The organism is Asticcacaulis sp. W401b (genome assembly GCF_046503825.1).
Lineage (GTDB): Bacteria > Pseudomonadota > Alphaproteobacteria > Caulobacterales > Caulobacteraceae > Asticcacaulis.
In genome coordinates, this window is sequence record NZ_JBKFEE010000004.1 from 170,101 (window position 1) to 191,475 (window position 21,375).

The window sequence follows — 21,375 nt, forward strand, 5'->3', positions numbered from 1 at the left end:
CGGCTTCGTTACAGATAACATTATCAACAAAATATAACATGCCACTGATTTTATAATGCCAAAACATCCGCTTATCGCGGGCAACTGGAAGATGCATGGCCTCAGGGACGCCATTCCGGAAGCCCTGGCCATGGATACCGCCGCACGCAACAGCCGGGCTTCGGTCGCCATCTTCCCGCCCTCAACCCTTCTCTTTGCCCTGAGTGAGGCATTGAACGCCCGCCCTGAACCCAGCCCCATGCGTCTGGGCGGTCAGGACTGCCATAAGGACGCGCAAGGCGCCTTTACCGGTGACCTGTCGGCCGAAATGCTGAAAAGCGCTGGCGCCGACATGGTCATACTGGGCCATTCCGAACGCCGTCACGGCCACAAGGAGGCCTGCGAAAGCGTCGCGGCCAAGACTCTGGCCGCGCTGCGGGCCGGGCTGGAGCCGATCATCTGCATCGGTGAAACGCTCGATCAGCGTCAGGAGGGCTTGACTCACGCTGTCCTCAGCAAGCAATTGCGCGACAGCCTGCCTCTGGCGCTCGAAGGGCAAACCTTCCATGTGGCCTATGAGCCCGTCTGGGCCATCGGCACCGGCCACGTGCCCACCGACGATCAGGTGATTGACGCCATGCTGCTGATCCAGAAACATCTGGCGCAGCGATTCCACAATCAGGTCGTGCCGCACACGCTTTATGGCGGCTCGGTCAAGCCGGACAATGCCCGCCACCTGTTGTCTCTGGACGGGGTGGATGGCCTGCTGGTCGGCGGCGCGTCGCTCAAGGCTGAGGATTTCAACCGCATCATCGCCGCCGCGGACTGAAATTCCACCGCAAATCCTTGAAACAGCTATGGCCAATGCCCAGTCTTAGTGCTAAGGGCGTGCGCTTACGCTTTGGACAAGGCGCGCGACCCAAAGGGGCGCAGCCCCGCCCTTAGCCCAGACATTCGCCCAAAAGACCCCGGAACTTCATGCTGTTCGTTATCCTGCTCTCGATCCAAATCCTCATCGGCATCGCTCTGGTGGGACTGATTCTCGTTCAGCGGTCCGAAGGCGGGGCGCTGGGCATGGGCGGCGGTCCGTCGGGCTTTATGTCGGCACGCGGTGCCGGCAACTTCCTGACCAAGGCCACTTCGATTCTGGCGATTCTGTTCTTCGCCAACTGTATAGCCCTGACCGTAGTGTCGAACCTCGACCGTCGCGGCACTTCCGTGGTCGATCAGGTCGGCGCCGATAACGTCAAGCTGAACGAAGCTCAGGCTTCGGCGGCTGCCGCGGCGGCCGCGCAAAATGCTCAACAATCGGCAGATGCCACGTCGTCTTCGGCCGCGCCCTCCCTGACCGACCTGCCGTCGCCGACCAGCGCCGCGCCGTCGCTCAGCACCTTGGGCGCGCCCGCCTCTTCGGCTTCGTCGTCGAGTGCGGCCCGCCCGGCGGCGAAACCGGCGGCTCAGCCTGCCAAGCCGGCCGCGACCTCCTCGTCATCGGCGGCTTCGTCTTCGGCCTCGAACTGACGACCGCTCTAAAATCTGAACTCAGGACCGGCTCACAGATCGCTTTGTGAGCCGATCTTTTTGAATATATATGAAGGTAAGTGGAATCGCCCGCAGCGGTTCCCGGATAAAGGTTTTCCGACATGCCCACGGTGAACACGGATATGGCGCGCTTTGTATTTATTACGGGGGGCGTGGTGTCCTCGCTCGGCAAGGGGCTGGCTTCGGCGGCGCTGGGGGCCCTGCTTCAGGCGCGCGGCTACAAGGTTCGCCTGCGCAAGCTCGACCCCTATCTGAACGTCGATCCCGGCACGATGAGCCCCTATCAGCACGGGGAGGTCTTCGTCACCGACGACGGCGCGGAAACCGATCTCGATCTCGGCCACTATGAGCGCTTCACGGCGGTCAATGCGCGCAAAACCGACAACATCACCACCGGGCGCATCTATTCCAACATCATCGAAAAAGAGCGGCGTGGCGACTATCTGGGGGCCACTGTGCAGGTCATTCCGCACGTCACCGACCAGATCAAGAGCTTTGTCCTGTCGGATCAGGGGGATGCCGACTTCATTCTGGTGGAAATCGGCGGCACGGTCGGCGATATCGAAGGCCTTCCTTTCTTTGAAGCTATCCGCCAGCTGGGGCAGGAGCTGCCGCGCCGTCAGTGCTGCTTCATCCATCTGACCCTGCTGCCCTTCGTCAAGACGGCGGGCGAGATGAAGACCAAGCCGACCCAGCATTCGGTCAAGGAACTGCGCTCGATCGGTATTCAGCCGGACATCCTTCTGTGCCGCAGCGAGTATGAAATCCCGCGCGAGGAGCGACGCAAGATCGGTCTGTTCTGTAATGTGCGCGAAACAGCGGTCATTCAGGCCCTCGATTCGGCCAATATCTACGCCGTGCCGATCGACTATCACCGCGAAGGCTTCGACAACGAGGTGCTGAGCGTCTTCGGCATCGAAGACGCGCCGCAACCCGATCTGTCGATGTGGGAAGACATCACCCACCGCTACGCCAAGCCGGACGGCGAGGTTTCGATTGCCATTGTTGGCAAATATACGGTGTTAAAAGACGCCTATAAGTCGCTGATCGAAGCTGTTTATCACGGCGGCATGGCCAACCGCGTCAAGGTCAATATCGAGTGGGTCGAGTCCGAAACCTTCGAGGACGATCCCGAAACCGTGCGTCAGAAGCTGGAAAACGTGCACGCCATTCTGGTGCCTGGCGGCTTCGGTGAGCGCGGGGCCGAGGGCAAGATCATGGCCGCCAAGTTCGCGCGCGAAAACCAGATCCCCTACCTCGGCATCTGTTTCGGGATGCAGATGGCCGTTGTCGAGGCCGCGCGCCATCAGGCGGGCATCGCCAAGGCCACTTCTTCGGAGTTTGGCGACGGTGGCGAACACGTTGTGGGCCTGATGACCGAATGGCTCAACGGTAATGAACTGAATCAGCGCGCGGCGGGCGGCAATCTGGGCGGCACCATGCGTCTGGGGGCTTTTGCGGCGAGCTTGCGCCAAGGCTCAAAAGTCGCCGACATCTACGGCACGACGCAGATTTCCGAGCGCCACCGCCACCGTTACGAAGTCAACCGTGACTACATCCCGCAGCTTGAGGCCTGTGGCCTGAAATTCAGCGGTATGTCGCCGGACGGCCTGCTGCCGGAAATCGTCGAACGCGACGACCATCCGTGGTTTATCGGCGTGCAGTACCACCCGGAATACAAGTCCCGCCCCATGCAGCCGCACCCGCTGTTCAAAAGCTTCATCACTGCGGCGCTCGACCGCAGCCGTCTGGTTTAATTTTCAGGATATCCTCATGCGTCAGCTTATTTCTTCCGGTTCGCCGTTTGAACCGACCATCGGTTTTTCACGCGCCGTGCGTATCGGCAACCGTATCGAGGTCGCCGGCACCACGGCCATGCGCGATGGCAAGCTGGTCGGGGCAGGGGATTGCTACCTGCAAACCAAGACCATCCTCGAAACTATCGTCAAGGCGGTGGAAGAGGCGGGCGGTTCGGTGACCGACATCATCCGCACGCGCATCTTCCTGACCGATATGTCGCTGTGGCAGGAAGCCGCCCGTGCCCACGGTGAAGTCTTCGGTGAGATTCGTCCGGCGTCGAGCTTCCTCGGCACCTCGGCCCTTATCAACCCCGAATGGCTGGTTGAGATCGAAGCCTCGGCTCAGATAGAAGGGTAATCGGGCAAAAGCCCTTTGCCAAAAAGCGGGTTTGTAGTAACAGACCTTGACCATCCGGATATCGAATCCGGACAGATTTCGCGTCCGCAGGAGATTGTCATGTTCGCGCGCATCTTCAAGCCGTCCAAGACCGCCATGCAGTCGGGCAAGGCCAAGACTCAGGATTGGGTGCTGGAGTTCGAACCGGCCTCGGCGCGCACGCCTGACCCGCTGATGGGCTGGATTTCGGCGGCGGACACCAATACCCAGGTGCGCCTCTCCTTCGATACCAAGGAACAGGCTATGGCCTATGCTGAAACCCACGGCATTCCGTTCCGCCTGATCGAGCCGGAAACCCCGCCGAAGATCATCAAGGCCTATGCCGACAATTTCGCGTCCAACCGCCGCCAGAGCTGGACGCACTAAAAGCGCTTTCTGACTCCGTAGCTCAGCTGGATAGAGCATCCGCCTTCTAAGCGGACGGTCGCAGGTTCGAATCCTGCCGGGGTCGCCATTTCTCCAATTTGTGAGCACTGATCGTCCCTTTCGCTTTGACCGGGACGGCGGGCTGGTGTTGAATAGGGTGCGCCGCCACCGTAAAGGCCCTGTTGCCCATGTCCGTGTTCCGCCTCTTGTCCCGCCTTGCCGCGCCGATTGCTCTGGCCGGTCTTGTGTGCGGTCTGACGGCGTGCGGGCAGGGACAAAAGACCACAGACGACAAGCCGCCCGCTAAAGCCCCTGAGGCCGCGCTCCCCCCCACCCAAAGCGACAGTGCCACGCTAAAGGCCGTCTTGACGCGCGGGCGGGTCAATTGCGGCGTGCATCCCGGTCTGATCGGCTTTTCGTATAAGGACAATTCCGGGCGCTGGCGTGGATTCGACGCCGATTTCTGCCGCGCTCTGGCCGCCGCTATCTTTTCCGACGCCGATAAGGTGACCTCTGTGCCGCTCACTACGACCGAACGTTTCGAGGCGCTGAAAACCGGCAAGGTCGATGTGCTGTGGCGTTCGACCTCCTGGACCCTGTCGCGCGACGCCGCGGATCAGGTCGATTACGCAGGCATCAACTATTATGACGGTCAGGGTTTTCTGGTCCGCAAATCCCTGCGGCTGAACAGCGCCACCGAATTGAACGGCGCGCGCATCTGCGTGCAGACGGGGTCAACCAGCGAGCTTAATCTGGCCGATTTTTTCCGCGCGCGCGGGCTGAAATATAACCCCGTCGTGGTCAAGAACGAGGACGAGGGGCGCGACGCCTATGCCGCCAGTCAGTGCGATGCTCTGAGCAGCGACGTGTCGGCTCTGGCGGCGGCGCGCACGACGCTGAGCGACCCGACGGCCCACACCATTTTGCCGGAAATCATCTCGAAGGAGCCTCTGGGGCCGGTCGTGCGGCAAGGGGACGACCAGTGGACGGACATTGTGCGCTGGACGCTCTATGCGACCATCGTCGCGGAGGAACTGGGCGTGACGAGCCAGTCAGTCAAGGCGGATCAACTGGAATCCCAGAACCCGGAGGTCCGGCGCCTTCTGGGCTCAGAGGGCAATCTGGGCGGCGGTCTGGGGCTGGGGCCGGAATGGGCCTATAATATCGTGTCTCAGGTCGGTAATTACGGCGAAATCTTCGATCGCAATATCGGCGCGGACTCGCCGCTTAAGCTGTCGCGCGGGCTGAATGCGCAATGGAACGCGCCCGAACGCGGCCTGCTCTATTCGCCGCCGGTGCGCTGATCGGATTGAACGACCGGCGTGTCGAGTGTGGCCTGACCCCATTCGGCCCAAGACCCGTCATAGAGCCGCACCTTGTCATGGCCGATCTCATGCAGGGCCAGGGCGATAATGGCCGCCGTCACCCCTGATCCACACGAGGTGATGACCTGCGTTTTGGGCGTGACGTGCAGGGCCGAGAAGATGTTTTTCAGGTCTGCGAGCGGTTTCAGCGCCCCGTCGCGGATCAGTTCACTGGCAGGCAGGCTGCGGCTGCCTGGCATGTGCCCGGAGCGCAGACCAGCGCGCGGTTCCGGGGCTGTGCCATCAAAACGCGCGGCCGGGCGGGCGTCCAGCACCATCTCATCCGATGCGCCAAGATGTGCCTGCAATACATTGAGAGATATAACCATATCGGGGTTTGGATTCGGTGTGTAGGGGACGCCCTTGACCCATTCCGCGCCGCTACCTGTCGGATAGCCAGCCGCTAGCCACGCCGGTAATCCACCCTTCAGCACCTGCACCTTTTTATGGCCCATCAGGCGGAAGGTCCACCACACGCGCGCCGCGGAAAACAGACCCTGCCGGTCATAGATCACCACGTGGTCGGTTTCACTGATGCTCATGTCGCCGACCGCCTGCGCGAACACCTCGGGTGTCGGGGCCATGTGCGGCAGGCCGCTGCTGCGGTCACTGATGGCGTCGATATCGAAGAACTGCGCCGTCGGGATATGGCTTTCGGCATAGAGGGCGCGCATGTCCGTGCCATCCAGCGCCCAACTGCCGTCGATGATCTTGACTGCCCCGGCATCGAGCAGGGGTTTCAGGGTATCGGCCTCTGTCTGGGCAGGCATGGCTCAGTCCTCTTTCATCTGCGCATAGGCGTCGAGCGCCCGCTGACGTGCCATAGCGTGATCGACGATCATTCGCGGCGCACCCTTTGAGTTAGAGGCCGAAACGCCTGCGAAATCAAACAGGTCGCGTTCAAATTTTTGGTGATGAGCGGATGCCGCGTCTGTTATCTTTTCCGTAAAACCGGAAGCAAAACGTCGGCGATAGGCTCCCTTCGGGTCGAATTTCTCGGCCTGAGTCAAGGGGTTGAAGATACGGAAATAAGGAGCGGCATCGGCACCGGACCCAGCCACCCATTGCCAACTGGCCGTATTGCTGGCCGGGTCGGCATCGACCAGCGTGTCCCAGAACCACTGTTCCCCCAGCCGCCAGTCGATCAGCAGGTGCTTGGACAGGAACGAGGCGCAGACCATGCGCACGCGGTTGTGCATGAACCCCGTGCGCCAGAGCTGACGCATACCGGCATCGACCAGACTGTAGCCGGTTTCGCCGCGCTGCCACGCGCGCAAGCCGGCCGGATCGTCTCGCCACGGCATGGCATCGAAGGCGCTTTTGAAATTGACACGATCAAGGTCCGGCTGGAGTTGCAGGATATTGTAGCTGAAATCGCGCCAGGCCAGTTCGGCCCTGAATTTTTCGAGGTCTTCGCGCAGGGCCGGATGAGAGGCGGCGTGCGCTTCGGCCTCGTGCAGAACCCGGTGCGGGCTGATTTCTCCAAAACGCAGATGCGGCGACAGGCGCGAGGTGATGTCGAGATCGGGCCGGTCGCGATCCGGCGCATAGCCTTTCAGCCCGGAGCGCAGAAAGGCCGACAGGCGCTGATGCGCGCCGTCTTCGCCCGGCGTCCACAGATCGAAACCTTTAGACCAGTCGTGCCCCGATGGCGTCAGTGCGGGTTTGAGCCCCAGCGCATCAATCTCCATGCTCTCCGGCCACTCAGCAGGGGCCGGCCAATGGGTCGCCACGGGTTTTCGCGCATGGCCCTTTGCCGCTCCATGTGCCAGCAGGGCACGGTAGAAGGGGGTAAAGACCTTATACGGATTGCCGTCGCCCGTGCGAATCTGCGTCGGATCGGACAGAAGGTGTGTGTTGAAACTCTCGACTGGGATGCCCAGCCCCTTGCCCAGACCGGCATCGAAGGCGTCGATTTTCGGCTCAAAGGTACGTGAGAGGATCAGTCGCGTCGCCGAAACCTGCCCGATCAGGCGCTTCAAGTGCGCCATCGCCGGCCCTTTGAGGACGATCAGACGTGATCCGTGCGCCCGCAAACCCTGATCCAGCGCGCGCAAGGAGCGATCCAGCCACCATTTCGAAGCGGCTCCTAAAGGCCGTTGCGCCAGTTGGTCGTCGTAAATATAGACCGGCACCACCGGGTTGCCGCTGTTGAGCGCGGCTTCCACGCTTTCATGATCTTGCAGTCGCAGATCGGAACGAAACCACAGGATCGTCGTTTGGGTCATCAATTGGGGCCTGTTCAAAACCCGGTGTACGTGCGGCCGGGCGGGTTCGATCAATCCGATGACTATTGACCGGATGGGGGGAGGCGACTAAGCCAGAATGATCTAGCATCCAGAGTCCCTTTATGTCCTCACCGCCGAAACTGAGCGCGTGTATTATCACCAAGAATGAAGCCGATCGTCTCGCCAATTGTCTGCGGGCGATTGAGGGGCTGGTCGATGAGGTGGTGGTGGTCGATTCCGGTTCCACGGACGGCACGCCGGACATGGCCCGTCAGATGGGGGCGAAGGTCTTTCACAATGACTGGGTGGGGTACGGGCCGCAAAAGCGCTTTTCCGAAGACTGCGCGAGCTTCGACTGGATACTCAATCTCGACGCCGATGAGGTGGTGACGCCGCAGTTATATCAGGAAATCAAGGCCCTGATGGCGCGCGGCCCTGACCTGCCGGCCTACCGCTTCAAGCTGCGCAATGTCTATCCGGGTAAGGATAAGCCGCGCCTGTGGGCCGACTATCACAACTATGTCCGCCTCTATGACCGTCGCAAGGTGCGGTTCCGCGACTCGCTGGTGCATGACACGGTGGACACCAGAGACGAGCCCGTAGGGCAGCTACACGGGTCGGCGACGCACTTTTCGGCGCGCTCTTATGAGCATATCCGGCAGAAGCTCGAGTCCTACACCAACCTTCAGGCCAAGGCGCTGAAAAAGCCCGCCTGGGCGATCTGGCTGCGTCTGCCGTTCGAATATCCGTTCGTTTTCACGCGGTACTTCCTGTTCCGTTGCCACTTCACCGGTGGCTGGGATGGGGTGTTATCCAGCCATCTGGCGGCCGAGGCCCGGGCGAAGCGCCTGTTAAAAATTCTCAAAGCTCAAAAAGAGCTTAAAGTAAAATCTTAAGGCGTCAGATTACATGTCTTCTGCAAAACCCTCCTTCTGGCAAGATGTGGCCTGGCGCTTCGAAGCGCTGATGTATGACCTGTTTGTCGGTGTCGTGCGCGCCTTGCCGGTCGATACGGCGTCGGATATGGGAGCGTGGCTGCTCAAGGCCATAGGCCCCATCACCCCGACCCAAAAACTGGTACGTCAGAACCTCGACCTCGCCTTTCCGGACAAGGATGAGGCGTGGAAGGCGAACGTCGCCCGCGCGCAGTGGGACAATCTTGGGCGCACCTTTGCCGAATTCGCCATTATGGACCGCATCCGCATCGCCAACGGGCGCGTTGAGGTGGTCAATATGGAGCGGTTGAAGGCCATCGCCGAGAGCCAGACCCCCGTGGTCTTCATCTCCGGGCACTTTGCCAACTGGGAGATTATGCCCTCGACCATCGTCGATGCCGGGGTCGAGTGTCAGATGACCTATCGCGCCGCGAACAACCCTTATGTCGATGAGCGCATCAAGGCCGGGCGGATGCGATACGGCGTGCGTCTGTTTGCCCCGAAGGGCGGCGATGGGGCCAAGGAATTGCTGATCGCTATGGGCAAGGGCGAATCAGTGGCACTGATGAATGATCAGAAGTTCAATCGCGGCGTCGCCACCCCCTTTTTCGGGCGCAGCGTCGATACGGCGCCCGGCCCGACGCGGCTGGCTATGCGCTTTGGCACGGTCTTGCAGCCGATGACGGTCGAGCGTCTGCACAAGGCGCGCTTCCGTGTGATCGTTCATGAGCCGATTGAGGTGGATGATACCGGCCATAAGGCTGCTGATATCGACAGCACCGTGGCCAAGGTTTCGACCTTTATCGAAGAGGTGGTGCGTGCGCGGCCGGAAGAATGGTTCTGGGTGCATAAGCGCTGGCCCAATGACGCCTATAAACCGGGCACGCCCAAAGCCCCTTAACGTGGGCTCATAATATGTGAAGCGCGTAGCGCTTGCCTGATGCCACGCCCGGCCTCATGATAGAGGCCTGAAGGAAACCGTCGCCTGCTGCATGTCCGATAAGCCCAAGCTTCCCCTTGCCCATAGACGCCTGCTGATCGCCGGCTTCTCCCTGCTGGGAGGGCTGTTTGTGGTCATGGTCGGCACGCTGTGGGGTGACGACATTATGCGTCACAATCTCGACCCCAAGGTGCCGTTTCAAACCTATGTGCCGCCGGCTGCCCCTGATTATAGCAAGGTGAGCGGCTGGTATCTTAATCCGGCGCTCAACGGGTTGGAGGTACGTCGCAACCGTAATCCTCAAAAAGTCGATATCTTCTTCATCCACGGCACGACCTTCAATGGCGGTAAGGACTGGGTGGGACCGATTGATGATCCCACGGCCAGCGCCGAGGTTATACGCAATCAACTCCCTAACTATGCCGGACCGTTCAATGCGGTCGGCTATGTCTATGCGCCGCGCTATCGTCAGGCCAGCCTCTACAGCCAACTGACGCAACGCGAAGATGCGCGTGAGGCCCGGCAATTTGCCTATGGGGATGTTGAGGCCGCCTTTGACGCCTTTCTGGCCCAGCGCCGTAACGGCAGCGGCTTTATCATTGTGGGGCTGGAGCAGGGGGCGTTCCTGGGGCAGCGGCTGCTGAAAGAGCGCATCTTGACCGATGAGGCGCTAAAGTCGGCGCTGGTCGCTGTCTATTTTCTCGAAGCCCTAACTCCTGCCGATGATTTTCAAGCGGGGCAAGCGGTCCCGGCCTGTCAGCAGCGTACCCAATATGGCTGCGTCGTTGCTTATCTGAGCGTCGATAATGGCCGTCCTGACCGCGCCTTGCAGGCGCAGCGCCGCGCCATGGAGTGGAGCCCCACCAGCATTATGGAGCCACTTGACGGTAAGGCCCTGTGCGTCAATCCGTTGACGGGAGGTGTGACGGACAAGGAGGTCGAGGCGCGTCACAGTCTGGGTGCCGCCAATGCGACGGGGCTGGAATGGGGGACGACGCCGGCCCTGATGCCGCGCAAGGTTAGCGCGCGCTGCCGCGGCGATATCCTCTATGTGGCGCGCCCGTCGGGTCCGTCTTTCGATATTGACGGGTCATGGGCGGATAGTAAAAAAGTACGTCCCTACAATCTGTTCTATGCCGATCTTCAAGCGGATTCTCAGGCGCGGTGGCTCGCCTGGCGCGGGGCCCGACGGGATTAATCCACCTTATCCGCTGCATCGGGTCGCCAGTCGAACAGGTGGCGCAGGACTTCCAGAGACTGCCGACGCTGGGGCGGGAATTGCGCTTCGTACTGAAGAATATACTGCGCCTCACGCGACGCCATAGCGATCAGGTCGGCGTGCGCCACCGGATCAACAAAGCGATAGGCGGGGAAGCCGGACTGCCGCGCGCCCAGCACATCGCCTTCACCGCGCAGTTTCCAGTCCATCTCGGCGATCTCAAACCCGTCTTCCGTCGTGCGCAGCAGTTCCAGCCGCGCCTTGGCGGCCTGTCCCAATGGCATGTCATAGAGTAGGATGCAGGCACTTTTGGCCGAACCCCGCCCGACCCGGCCCCGCAACTGATGCAATTGTGCCAAACCGAAGCGTTCGGCCTGTTCGATAATGATGATCGAGGCATTGGGCACGTCGATGCCGACTTCGACCACGGTCGTCGCGCATAGCAGCGGCAGTTCGCCGGAGGCAAAACGCGCCACGACGTCTTCTTTTTCGGCCGACGGCATTCGCCCGTGCACCAGCCCGACTTCACGCCCCAGCGCTTCCTGAAGCGACTCGTGACGGGCTTCGACCGCGATCAGGTCGGACTCGGCGCTGTCTTCGACCAGCGGGCAGATCCAGTAGGCCTGCGATCCGGCGGCTATGGCCGATTTCAGCCGATCAAAGACGTCTGACAAACGCGCGCGCGGGATGACCGCTGTGTGGATGGGTTGCCGCCCGGCGGGCTTTTCATCGAGCACACTGAGGTCAGACTCGCCATATTGGGTGAGGGCCAGCGTGCGCGGAATGGGCGTCGCCGACATGGACAGGTAGTGGACGCTGTCGCCTTTCAGGAACAGGCGTTGCCGCTGTCCCACGCCGAAGCGGTGCTGTTCGTCGATAACGCAGAATTGCAGGCTTTTGAACGCCACGCCTTCCTGAAACACGGCATGGGTGCCAAAGATCATTGTGGTGTCGCCCGACGCTACGGCGGCGCGTTTGGCTTCGCGCTCCTTACCCTTGTCGCGTCCGGTCATCAGCACGGCAGAAATGCCCATATCGCTCAGGATAGGCAGGGATTTTTCGTAATGCTGGCGCGCCAGAATCTCGGTCGGGGCCATCATGACGCTCTGATGCCCGGCTTCGGCAACGTCGATCATGGCCATCAGGGCCACCAGAGTCTTGCCCGACCCGACATCGCCCTGAATGAGGCGGTTCATGCGTTCGCCGGAGCGCAGGTCACCGCGAATATCGTTCAGGGCGCGTGTCTGCGCCCCCGTGAGGGCGAAGGGCAGGGTGGACAACGCCTTATCGGCCCACAGGTGACGGTCGATGATCAGGGCTGGGGTGGCCTGACGGTGCTGCTTACGCGCCTTCATCGCCAGTTGATGGGCCAACGCCTCATCATAGGCCAGCCGCTTGCGCGCCGGGGCATCGGGCAGCAGGTCCGCTTCGCTCACGGGGGCGTGGGCGGCGCGCAACGCATCCGAAAAACCGGAAATTTTCAGTCGCCCCAGCGTCTCAATATCCAGCCAGTCTGGCAGGTCGGGCACCCTGTGCAGGGCTGCCTCGACGAAGCGCCGCATCAGCCGGGGCGAAACCGCCGCTGTCGCCGGATAGACGGTTTCAAACAGAGGGATGGTGTCCTGTTTGTCCAGAGGCACCACATAATCCGGATGGTTCATCTGAAGCGACGAACCGAAACTTTCGACCCTGCCGCTGATCCAGCGGGTTTCACCGACCGGGTGTTGCTGCTCAAAGCCCCGGATCGGGTGGAAATAGGTCAGTTGCATCTGCCCGCTGTCATCAAAGACGGTGATGCGCTGCGGCCCTTTACCGGCGCTTTTCTGATAGCTGCCGATCGTCACGCACAGGGTCTGAACCTGCCCCACGCGGGCCTCGGCAATGCGACTGACGGGCCGAAAAATCAACTGGCTGGGCAGGGTAAACAGCAGGTCACGCACATAGGGTCCGACGTGGCGGATCAGATGCGGCGCAATTTTCGGCCCGACCCCTTTCAGGCCGGTCAAAGACGTGTAATAGGGGAACAAAATTTCCGGACGCATAGGCTCTTTCAAGCACCAAACCGTATGAAAGAGAAGGGCGATTGCGCTCCATAGACGGGAAAACCATGACCGACACCGCTGACGATCTCCATCAGGCCCGCCTGCGCAAGCTGTGGTTCCGCGCCTCACGCCGCGGTTTCAAGGAGGCGGACATCATTCTGGGGCATTTCGCCGAAGAGTATCTGCCGACCATGACCGCCGAACAGCTCGATATTTTCGAAGCCCTGCTCGAAGCACCGGATCAGGATCTCTATGGCTGGATCATCGAACGCGACCCCGTGCCCCCGGAGCACGATTCGGAAATCATGAACCAGCTCAATCAGTATTATAAGATAGCTTACACAAAGCTTCAGCAATAGATGTCCGATATTTCCCGCATTACTGCCGCCGCCACCCGCCTGTCCCTGACCGGGTGTCCGCCGGGTTACGACAGTCTGGTGGCGTCGGACCTGACGCGCGCTGAAGGATTAGCGTTGTTTGTGGCGCGTGATCATGGCCGCATGAACGCCATCGCCGAAGAACTGGCCTTCTATGCGCCGGAACTGGATGTGATTCGCTTTCCGGCCTGGGACTGCCTGCCCTATGACCGGGTGAGCCCGACGACCGGCCTGATTGCCCAGCGCATGAGCGGCCTGACGCGGCTTCAGGCGCTGAATGGGAAACCGGCCAAGCCTGTGCTGATCCTCACCACCTCGACCGCCTTGTCGCAGAAGGTGCCGCCGCGCAACGCCATGCGCGGCAGCCTGTTGTCGCTCAAACCCGGTCAGAGTATCGAAACGCGCGAGCTTGAGGCCTATTTTTCGCGCAACGGCTATAACCGCGTCTCGACCGTTTCCGAACGCGGCGAATTCGCCGTGCGTGGCGGCATTATCGACGTCTTTTCGCCCAGTCGGGACGAGCCGGTGCGGCTCGACTTCTTCGGCGATCAGCTCGAATCCATCCGTACCTTCGATCCGGAAACCCAACGCTCGCTGAAACAGATTGCGGCGATTGACTTCATGGCGGTGAGCGAAATCCTGCTGGATGAACAAAGCATCAGCCGTTTCCGTCAGGGCTATCTGGAAAACTTCGGCGCGCCCGGCGATGACCCGATCTATGCGGCCGTGTCTTCCGGTATCCGCCGGCAAGGCGTCGAAACCCTGCTGCCGCTGTTTTACGAGCGCCTCGACAGCGTGTTCGACTATCTGCCGCCGCAGACCCTGATCCTGCTGGACGGTCTGGCCGAACAGGCCTTCGGCGAATGGCGTGACTCTGTGCTCGATGCCTATGAGTCGCGCAAAGGGTCGGGCGATGCCCGCGTCATGGCCAAGGGCGCCGTCAAACTGGACAGCGGCTATCGCGCCCTGCCACCCGGTCGCCTCTATCTCGACGACAGCGAATGGCAGAGCGGTCTGCAAAAGGGCCGCGTGCGTCAGTTCGAGACCTTTCAGCGCGATGATGCTTCAGCCGTTGATCTGGGGGCGCGGCCGGGCCGCAGTTTTGCGCCGGAACGCCATCAGGATAGCGTCAACCTGTTCACGGCTGTGGCTGACCACGCCAAGACCCTGTCGAAGGCCGGGAAGCGGGTGCTGTTCGCCTCGTGGACCGAAGGCTCGTCTGATCGTCTGGGAGCCATGCTCTCCGATCATGGGCTCGATAAGACGCGGCTGGCCAAGGACTATGCCGACGCGCTGAGCTTCGGGGTCGCCGGCACCAAGGCCAAGCCGATCCAGCGCGCTGTTTTGCCGCTCGATCAGGGGTTTGAGACCGAGACCCTGGCGGTTATTTCGGAAACCGATATCTTAGGTGATAGATTAGCTCGCCCGCGTAAACGTCGGCGTGCGAACAATTTTCTGGCCGAAGCCTCATCCCTGTCCCAAGGCGATCTGGTGGTGCATATCGAGCACGGCATCGGGCGCTATGAGGGCCTGAAAACGCTGAGCGTCAATGACGCCCCGCACGCCTGCCTCGAACTGCAATACGCCGCCGAGGCCAAGCTGTACCTGCCGGTCGAAAATATCGACCTGCTGACGCGCTATGGGGCGGATTCCGACACGGCGCAACTGGACCGTCTGGGCTCGGCAAGCTGGCAGGCACGCAAAGCGAAGGCCAAGGAAAAGCTGCGTGAGATGGCCGATGGCCTGATCCAGCTCGCGGCGGCGCGTGCGCTCAAGGTGGGTCAGCAGATCGACCCGCCGTCCGGGCTTTACGACGAATTCTGTGCGCAATTCCCCTACGAAGAAACCGAAGACCAGCTCAACGCCATCCACGATGTGCTCGACGACCTGTCGAAGGGGCATCCGATGGATCGTCTCATCTGCGGCGATGTCGGCTTTGGCAAGACCGAGGTGGCCTTGCGCGCGGCCTTTGTGGTGGCCATGTCGGGGCAGCAGGTGGCCATTATCTGCCCGACGACGCTTCTGGCGCGCCAGCATTTCAAGACCTTCAGCCAACGCTTTCAGGGCTGGCCGATCCGCGTGCGCCATCTGTCACGCATGGTAACGCGTAAGGAGGCGGACGAGACGCGCGACGGCCTGAAAAACGGCGAAGTCGAGGTTGTGATCGGCACGCACGCCCTGCTGTCCGAGCAGGTCGGATTCAAGGATCTGGGTCTTGTTATCGTCGATGAGGAGCAGCATTTCGGCGTCAAGCACAAGGAAAAGCTCAAGGCTTTCCGTGCCGATGTGCATATGCTGACCCTGTCGGCGACGCCGATCCCGCGCACCTTGCAGATGGCGCTTTCCGGCATTCGGGAAATGTCCATCATCGCCACGCCCCCGGTGGATCGCCTGGCGGTACGCACCTATGTCCTGCCGTTCGATGCCGTCAGCATACGCGAAGCCCTGCTGCGCGAAAAATATCGCGGTGGACAGGCCTATTATGTGGTGCCGCGCCTGAAAGAACTGCCAGACCTCGAACGCTTTCTGCGTGAGCAGGTGCCGGAGGTGAAGTTTATCGTCGGCCACGGTCAGATGACCCCGACCCAGCTCGAAGAAGTCATGACCGCCTTCTATGATGGTCAGTACGATGTGCTGCTGGCGACCACTATCGTCGAGTCCGGACTGGACGTGCCGACCGCCAATACGCTGATCGTCCACCGCGCCGACATGTTTGGTCTGGCGCAGCTTTATCAGATACGCGGGCGTGTCGGTCGCTCCAAGACGCGCGCCTTTGCCTATCTGACGACCCAGCCGCATCAGATTTTAAGTGAAGCCTCAGAAAAGCGTTTGAAGGTATTGCAATCTCTGGATAATTTGGGAGCTGGGTTCCAGCTTGCCAGCCATGATCTGGATATCCGTGGCGGCGGCAATCTGCTGGGCAATGAGCAGTCTGGCCATATCCGTGAAATCGGCGTCGAGCTGTATCAGCAGATGCTGGAAGACGCTGTGAATGAGTTGCGCAGCCGTGCCGATGAACCGGCCACGGATCACCGGGGCTGGTCGCCGCAGATCAATGCCGGCGCCGCCGTCATGATCCCGGAAGACTATATTCCGGACCTCAATATCCGCCTGTCCCTGTACCGCCGCGTGTCAGAGGCCGAAAAGCGCGAGGATCGCGAAGCGCTGGCTGCCGAACTGATCGACCGCTTCGGACCGATTCCGGAAGAAGCAGAGCAACTGCTGAAGGTGGTCGGCATCAAGGGCCTGTGCCGCGAAGCCAATGTCGCTAAGATTGATGTCGGCCCGAAGGGCGCAGTCATCAGCTTCCGAAACGATCAGTTCAGCAATCCGGTGGGGCTGATTGGCCTCATTCAGGCGCATCCGCAGGATTGGAAACTGCGTCCGGATCAGAAGCTGCTGGTACGGGGTGAATGGCCGGACGCGGCGGGGCGTCTGGCCGCTGCAGAAAAGATCATGACGCGGCTGGCGGCCATAGCCGCAAGCTAAATCGCCTGATCCATATCCCCGGAAGACGGGCGAATCTGTTGAGCGGCGCGCGTCAGGGCTTCGGCCACGGGTTCGCCGTCGATCAGTTCCGCTACGCCGACATCGAATTCGACCACAAAGGGCGAACGACCGTTACCGGATTCAAACGCCGTGCAGCTTATGACGGCTCCGATCCGCTCCCCAACCAGGCGCGCGGCGGCTTCGGGCGTGGCGGGCAGGGCGAGAGCAAACACCTCTTCCGACAAACGGCCCGCCGTGTCTTCGGCGCGCACCAGCCGCGAGATCATCGACCCGATCTGAGGCATGGCGCGCTCAAGCGATTTGCGCATTCGGGCCTGTGCAATTTCCGGATTTTCGGAGATTTTAAGCACGCAGACGCTCAAAGGCCGGTTGCGTTGGCTGGACGCCTTGGCCAGACGCGCCAGATGGGCGGCAAACAGGTCGCGGGTAAACAGCCCCGTACCTTTGTCCATGTATGGGCTGTGGTTGACGGCCTCCAGCGCCTGCCGCGTATTGCTCTGGCGACGATAGGCGCGGGCCAGACGCAGCACCCGGTCGGCGATTTCGGCTTCGTTGGCGCCCGGCGCGGAGACGTCGTTGACGCCACGCAGGAAGGCGTCGCCCAGGTCGAGATCGACGGATTTCTGCAAACGCAGGAATACCGGCGTGTGGTAGAGCCGGGTATTACGCCGCATACCCGATGCGATCGACAGGGCCTCCGCGACGGACTCACGCCCCCACAGGACGACGGCGTCGAACGTCTTATCATGAAGATAATCAAAGGCTGAGTAGCTGGTGAAGGCGGCATAGAGGTCCACACCCCGCGCGCGTAGGGTATGACTAAGGGCCAGAAAATCCGGGTCGGCCGGCCCTACCGAAAGTATGGCCAGCGGCTTGTCATCGTCGCGCGACGGTATGTCCAGCCCCAGCGCGTTCAGGGTGTCGCGCCGCAGCTCGTATTCTTCTTCGGCGACATTGGCGCGCACCATGTGCTCAAGGCCAAGGAGGATTTGCTGCGGGTGGGCGTCGCGGTCATAGACCATGTCCCAGCCTTCGGGGATGTCGTATTGACCATTGCGGGTTACCTGCACAATGGGCAGGCGGCGCGGCGCGCAGGCTTCGCGCAACTGGGTCACCAGCTTTGCCGAACACTCCGGATGGGCCGCATCGACCAGAACCGCCTCGATCTGAAGATCCCCGATACAGGCCAGCGCCGCGTCAGGGCGATAGGCCGTAATGGTGCGCCAGCCCAGCCGGTCAAGCTCAGCCCCCAGCCGCTCAGGCCATTGCTGATCCTTCGCCAGCAGCAAGACGCGCGCCTGAATATTCAACTCAAACTCCCTGAGATACAGGCCCTGACACGCAGGATATCCGGCCGCCAAACAAGCGGTAGAAAAGGCCTAAACGATTCGTCTCGCCAAAAGGTAAACGCGCCGGAAAGGTTTAACCGCTGACGACAAAACGCCTGTGGGCGTCTTCGGCGACGGAGGCGATCAGGCGAAATCCGTTCTGCTGGCAGAAGTGCGGCACGTCGATCTGCGCCATCGGATCGTCGGCCAGGAGGGTGATGACGGCGTCAGGATGCTCGGACAGGGCCTTACGCAGGCGAAGGGTCGGTACCGGGCAGCGATGGCCACGGGCGTCGATCAGCAGGGCAGGCGGCTCGGTCGGGGTCACAGAGGTCTCAAAAATGCCTTTCCCATGCAGAAGGCGTGGTCAATGCCGCCGAATCCGCGCAAATGCAAGCGGGATAGAGGAGTCGCCCCATGCGCTGGCTGATCGTTCTGTTGTCACTGATGGCCCTGACGCCGGTCGCCAACGCGCAGGTGTCCTCCGAGCCGGATTTCTTCGCCCGCATCCGCATGGCCGGGTTTGAGACGCCGGTGGAGGTGCGCCGGACAGGGGCGAAAATGCGGCTGGATATGCTGAGCGGCGGTGTGTCTCAGACCTATATTGCCGACCGCGACAAGGGGGTTCTGATCCATCTGACGTCGGCGGGCGGTAAACGCATCGCGCTGCTGTTCCCCTTGAACCGTGAAGCGGCCCTGCTGCCTCTGCCGCTTGATCTGGCGACGCTGGAAGCGCGCGCGACGGTGCGTCCGGTGGGCTCAAGCCTGATGGCCGGACAACCGTGCCGCACGCTGGAATTCAGCGGCTATCTTAATCAGTCGGGCATGGCCTGCGCCAATAGCGACGGCATCCTGATGCAGATGACACAGAAGGGGCGCAATGCCCCGCTGTTTCAGGTCGTGGCCTATGCCAGGGGGGCTCAGGATGCCAAATGGTTCGTCATTCCGCCGGATTACCAGACGGCGGTTTTGCCGGGCCTGGGCGGCGCGACGGCACCGGCGGGGCCTGCAGTTAACCCCATAAAACCATAAAAAAGGCCGGGGGTTAACCCGGCCTTTTCACAAAACACATCAGGAAACTTTGAGCTTTTTGATCCGCTCGGCGTGCTGACGGATCAGGCCTTGCGTCGAAGTGTCGGTATTGAAGACGCTGTACCAGCCCTGCGGCTCGTGCGGCGGATCACCGACATAGGCGGTTTCACCCCGCAGCATCCAGTAGTCCTTATGCAGGGCGCGGCCCGCACCGCCCCAGGCCCAGAAGTTCGACCCCGACACCGGCCCGCCGGTTTTCACCGCGTCTTCGACCGCCTTATAGATCATGCCATAAAACTTGTCTTTCCAGATGGTTGGCGTGCCCGGCTCATATTTCACTTCATCTCTGGGGAAGCCGAATTCTTCGAAGACCAGCGGCTTGTTCATCGCCGTGGCGATGCGGATATGGTCGTCGATATATTTTTGCACCTTGGCCGCGCCGGCATCAAAAGTGCCGGGCAGGTCCTTGCCATCGACCCAGCTCCAGTTCTGCGGCCAGATGTGCGCCGTCAGGTAGTCGATCTCCTTATGCGCATCGATCAGGAATGTTTCATTGCCGACGACGCCCATCAGACCTTCATGACCCAGCGACACCAGATGATGCGGCGCCAGCGAGCGGATCAGTTTAGCCGTCGATGAAATCCACGCCAGATAGGCCGGCATGTGCTGCGCGGCGATTTCAGGCCCGCCACCGGGGCGCGGCTCGTTGCTGAGTTGCCAGGCCATGATGGTGGCGTCGTCGCGATACGGCTTTTTCGTCAGCGAATTGGTGCGCTTGAGCAGGAACTGCACATAGTCGTGGTACATGGCCACGGCCTTTTCATTGGCATAGAATCGCGAGCCGACATCGGCAAACTCCGGCCACGGGTGGGCCGGGTCGCCATTATTGATATAGTGGCCGGTCGTGTAGTCGAGATAGGCCATCATGCCGCCCGACCATTCCCAGAAGTTGGTCAGGTACAGCACGGCCTTCATGCCGCGCTTGTGCATTTCGACCAGCAGGTAATCCAGACCGATCAGCAGGTCTTCGTTGTATTTGCCGTTTTCGCGCGTGCGGAAGGCCGGATCGAGCGAGTTTTTCAGCGGCGACAGCTCAGACGAGGCCAGAACGCGCAGATTGGTGACCCCCAGCGCCTTGAGATCATCCAGTTCCTTCTGAAGACGCTTGCGGTCACCGAAGGCGGCATCGGCCCCCAGATAGGCACCGTACCAGATATTGGCCCCGACAAAGCGATAGGTTTCGCCTTTGAGTTTGAAATGCGGGCCTTGAACGGTAACAAAATCACCGGTCGGGGTGGCAGCCGAGGCATGGCTGACCATCGTCAGGGCACCGAGGCTGAGGGAAGCCAGCAGGGCGCTGCGGCGGGAAAGGGACGCGGGCATGGGAATCCTTCCTGTTTGTTTTTGGTGGACGCAACTTAACCTGTAATAATTATTTTTGAAATATTTAATCGATGAATGGACGTTTTTGGCTGACGGCTGAGGATTTATCCCCACAGGCTCTTGGCAATCGCCAAGTGTCACGATAGAAGCGCATTCCGCTCAAAGGCAAGGACAGGTGGCCGAGTGGTTTAAGGCAGCGGTCTTGAAAACCGCCGTAGGTGGAAGCCTACCGTGGGTTCGAATCCCACCCTGTCCGCCATCATACACAAAGACCGGCCTCAAAAGGGCCGGTCTTTGTGTATGATCGTCGGGGGTGGGGACTCGAACCCACGGGGAAATGGGGTTCGTAACCGAAGCGAAGCGAAGGTTCGGCGGAGCGCAGCGGAGCCAATCCCACCCTGTTCGCCCGTGCGTCAGGCACTTGCCCGTTCGCTATATGCGGCATACCCTGCTAGGCATAAAAGAGGACGCTTCCATGATCGCCACCGTTCTGACCGCGCTGGTTGCGCTGATCCATATCTATATCCTGATCCTCGAGATGTTTCTGTGGCAGAAACCGGCGGGGTTGAAGGCCTTTGGTCTCAGCCGCGAATTTGCGGCGCAGACGAAGACTTTGGCGGCCAATCAGGGGCTTTATAACGGGTTTCTGGCCGCCGGTCTGATCTATGGGCTGGTGCCGGGACCGCACGCTGAGGCCTTCAAGGTCTTTTTTCTGATCTGCGTCGTGGTGGCCGGGGTCTATGGCGCGGCGACGGCCAGCCGCAAGATTTTGTTTATTCAGGCGCTTCCGGCGGCGCTGGCCCTGATTGCGCTGGGGCTTAATCTTTAGGCAGGTTAACCAAGCCTTTTCCATTTCTTTTTACCCTGTTTGGGCACAGAATGTGTTGAGCGGGGCGTCCCATGTCCACCCAATTGAACCTGATTGCGAAGAGAT

At 60.9% G+C, this 21,375-nt stretch carries 19 protein-coding genes and 2 tRNA genes; 15 read left to right on the forward strand and 6 right to left on the reverse strand.

All coding sequences use genetic code 11. The features are described from left to right. The first annotated feature begins 55 nt into the window (after window positions 1–55). The 7 genes from tpiA to ACK8OE_RS10625 all read left to right on the forward strand — a co-directional run bounded on the left by tpiA (window position 56) and on the right by ACK8OE_RS10625 (window position 5,387). Window positions 56–808 (forward strand): triose-phosphate isomerase, encoded by a 753-nt coding sequence (gene tpiA / locus ACK8OE_RS10595; RefSeq protein WP_410272508.1) that lies wholly within the window; start codon window positions 56–58, stop codon window positions 806–808. A gap of 149 nt (window positions 809–957) precedes the next feature. Next, window positions 958–1,500 carry a preprotein translocase subunit SecG gene (gene secG / locus ACK8OE_RS10600; RefSeq protein WP_410272509.1) on the forward strand — a complete coding sequence of 181 codons (543 nt, stop codon included), beginning with the start codon at window positions 958–960 and terminating at the stop codon, window positions 1,498–1,500. A gap of 143 nt (window positions 1,501–1,643) precedes the next feature. Further along, the gene (locus tag ACK8OE_RS10605) at window positions 1,644–3,278 is read left to right on the forward strand and encodes a CTP synthase (RefSeq protein WP_410272682.1); all 1,635 of its coding nucleotides are present in this window, start codon (window positions 1,644–1,646) and stop codon (window positions 3,276–3,278) included. Window positions 3,279–3,294: 16 nt separating this feature from the next. Beyond that, complete coding sequence (locus tag ACK8OE_RS10610) at window positions 3,295–3,678, forward strand: RidA family protein (RefSeq protein WP_410272510.1); 384 nt, start codon at window positions 3,295–3,297, stop codon at window positions 3,676–3,678. A 99-nt stretch (window positions 3,679–3,777) separates the two neighbouring features. Then, a complete protein-coding gene (locus ACK8OE_RS10615) occupies window positions 3,778–4,083 on the forward strand; it encodes an ETC complex I subunit (protein ID WP_272742050.1) in 306 nt (101 codons plus the stop codon). Between the two features lie 11 nt (window positions 4,084–4,094). Next, window positions 4,095–4,171, forward strand: a tRNA-Arg gene (locus ACK8OE_RS10620). 100 nt (window positions 4,172–4,271) lie between these two features. Beyond that, window positions 4,272–5,387, forward strand: coding sequence for an amino acid ABC transporter substrate-binding protein (locus tag ACK8OE_RS10625; RefSeq protein ID WP_410272511.1), 1,116 nt, complete (start codon window positions 4,272–4,274; stop codon window positions 5,385–5,387). Here ACK8OE_RS10625 and sseA read toward each other — a convergent pair. Together sseA and ACK8OE_RS10635 are read right to left on the reverse strand one after the other, a co-directional pair. Then, window positions 5,366–6,217, reverse strand: a complete 852-nt coding sequence (gene sseA, locus ACK8OE_RS10630) for a 3-mercaptopyruvate sulfurtransferase (protein WP_410272512.1) — start codon at window positions 6,215–6,217, stop codon at window positions 5,366–5,368. The two genes, ACK8OE_RS10625 and sseA, sit on opposite strands and share 22 nt — an antisense overlap. 3 nt (window positions 6,218–6,220) lie before the next feature. Then, the gene (locus tag ACK8OE_RS10635; RefSeq protein ID WP_410272513.1) at window positions 6,221–7,675 is read right to left on the reverse strand and encodes a cryptochrome/photolyase family protein; all 1,455 of its coding nucleotides are present in this window, start codon (window positions 7,673–7,675) and stop codon (window positions 6,221–6,223) included. Between the two features lie 122 nt (window positions 7,676–7,797). Between ACK8OE_RS10635 and ACK8OE_RS10640 the strand changes: the two genes are divergently transcribed. From ACK8OE_RS10640 to ACK8OE_RS10650, 3 genes are all read left to right on the forward strand, one after another. After that, window positions 7,798–8,571, forward strand: a complete 774-nt coding sequence (locus ACK8OE_RS10640; protein WP_410272514.1) for a glycosyltransferase family 2 protein — start codon at window positions 7,798–7,800, stop codon at window positions 8,569–8,571. A gap of 13 nt (window positions 8,572–8,584) precedes the next feature. After that, window positions 8,585–9,511, forward strand: a complete 927-nt coding sequence (locus tag ACK8OE_RS10645) for a lysophospholipid acyltransferase family protein (RefSeq protein ID WP_410272515.1) — start codon at window positions 8,585–8,587, stop codon at window positions 9,509–9,511. A 91-nt stretch (window positions 9,512–9,602) separates the two neighbouring features. Next, the gene (locus ACK8OE_RS10650; RefSeq protein WP_410272516.1) at window positions 9,603–10,748 is read left to right on the forward strand and encodes a DUF3089 domain-containing protein; all 1,146 of its coding nucleotides are present in this window, start codon (window positions 9,603–9,605) and stop codon (window positions 10,746–10,748) included. Here the strand turns inward: ACK8OE_RS10650 and recG are convergent. Continuing rightward, complete coding sequence (gene recG / locus ACK8OE_RS10655) at window positions 10,745–12,811, reverse strand: ATP-dependent DNA helicase RecG (protein WP_410272517.1); 2,067 nt, start codon at window positions 12,809–12,811, stop codon at window positions 10,745–10,747. The genes ACK8OE_RS10650 and recG overlap by 4 nt on opposite strands. A 65-nt stretch (window positions 12,812–12,876) precedes the next feature. On the opposite strand from recG, the gene ACK8OE_RS10660 reads away from it, so the two are divergent. Next, window positions 12,877–13,170 carry a succinate dehydrogenase assembly factor 2 gene (locus tag ACK8OE_RS10660; RefSeq protein WP_290798487.1) on the forward strand — a complete coding sequence of 98 codons (294 nt, stop codon included), beginning with the start codon at window positions 12,877–12,879 and terminating at the stop codon, window positions 13,168–13,170. Then, window positions 13,171–16,677: a transcription-repair coupling factor gene (gene mfd / locus ACK8OE_RS10665; RefSeq protein WP_410272518.1), complete on the forward strand. Its 3,507-nt coding sequence runs from the start codon at window positions 13,171–13,173 to the stop codon at window positions 16,675–16,677. Here the strand turns inward: mfd and ACK8OE_RS10670 are convergent. Together ACK8OE_RS10670 and ACK8OE_RS10675 are read right to left on the reverse strand one after the other, a co-directional pair. Then, the gene (locus tag ACK8OE_RS10670) at window positions 16,674–18,008 is read right to left on the reverse strand and encodes a diguanylate cyclase domain-containing protein (protein WP_410272519.1); all 1,335 of its coding nucleotides are present in this window, start codon (window positions 18,006–18,008) and stop codon (window positions 16,674–16,676) included. The genes mfd and ACK8OE_RS10670 overlap by 4 nt on opposite strands. Before the next feature lie 112 nt (window positions 18,009–18,120). Further along, entirely contained in the window at window positions 18,121–18,354 is a 234-nt protein-coding gene (locus tag ACK8OE_RS10675; protein ID WP_126423767.1) for a sulfurtransferase TusA family protein, read from the reverse strand. Between the two features lie 89 nt (window positions 18,355–18,443). Between ACK8OE_RS10675 and ACK8OE_RS10680 the strand changes: the two genes are divergently transcribed. Next, the gene (locus ACK8OE_RS10680; RefSeq protein WP_410272520.1) at window positions 18,444–19,058 is read left to right on the forward strand and encodes a hypothetical protein; all 615 of its coding nucleotides are present in this window, start codon (window positions 18,444–18,446) and stop codon (window positions 19,056–19,058) included. 39 nt (window positions 19,059–19,097) lie between these two features. On the opposite strand, the gene ACK8OE_RS10685 is transcribed toward ACK8OE_RS10680, so the two are convergent. Further along, window positions 19,098–20,441 carry a glycoside hydrolase 5 family protein gene (locus ACK8OE_RS10685; RefSeq protein ID WP_410272521.1) on the reverse strand — a complete coding sequence of 448 codons (1,344 nt, stop codon included), beginning with the start codon at window positions 20,439–20,441 and terminating at the stop codon, window positions 19,098–19,100. 169 nt (window positions 20,442–20,610) lie between these two features. Here ACK8OE_RS10685 and ACK8OE_RS10690 point away from each other — a divergent pair. Both ACK8OE_RS10690 and ACK8OE_RS10695 read left to right on the forward strand, forming a co-directional pair. After that, window positions 20,611–20,700 (forward strand) — tRNA-Ser (locus tag ACK8OE_RS10690). Window positions 20,701–20,916: 216 nt separating this feature from the next. After that, window positions 20,917–21,270, forward strand: coding sequence for a DUF1304 domain-containing protein (locus tag ACK8OE_RS10695; protein ID WP_410272522.1), 354 nt, complete (start codon window positions 20,917–20,919; stop codon window positions 21,268–21,270). Window positions 21,271–21,375 lie beyond the last annotated feature (105 nt).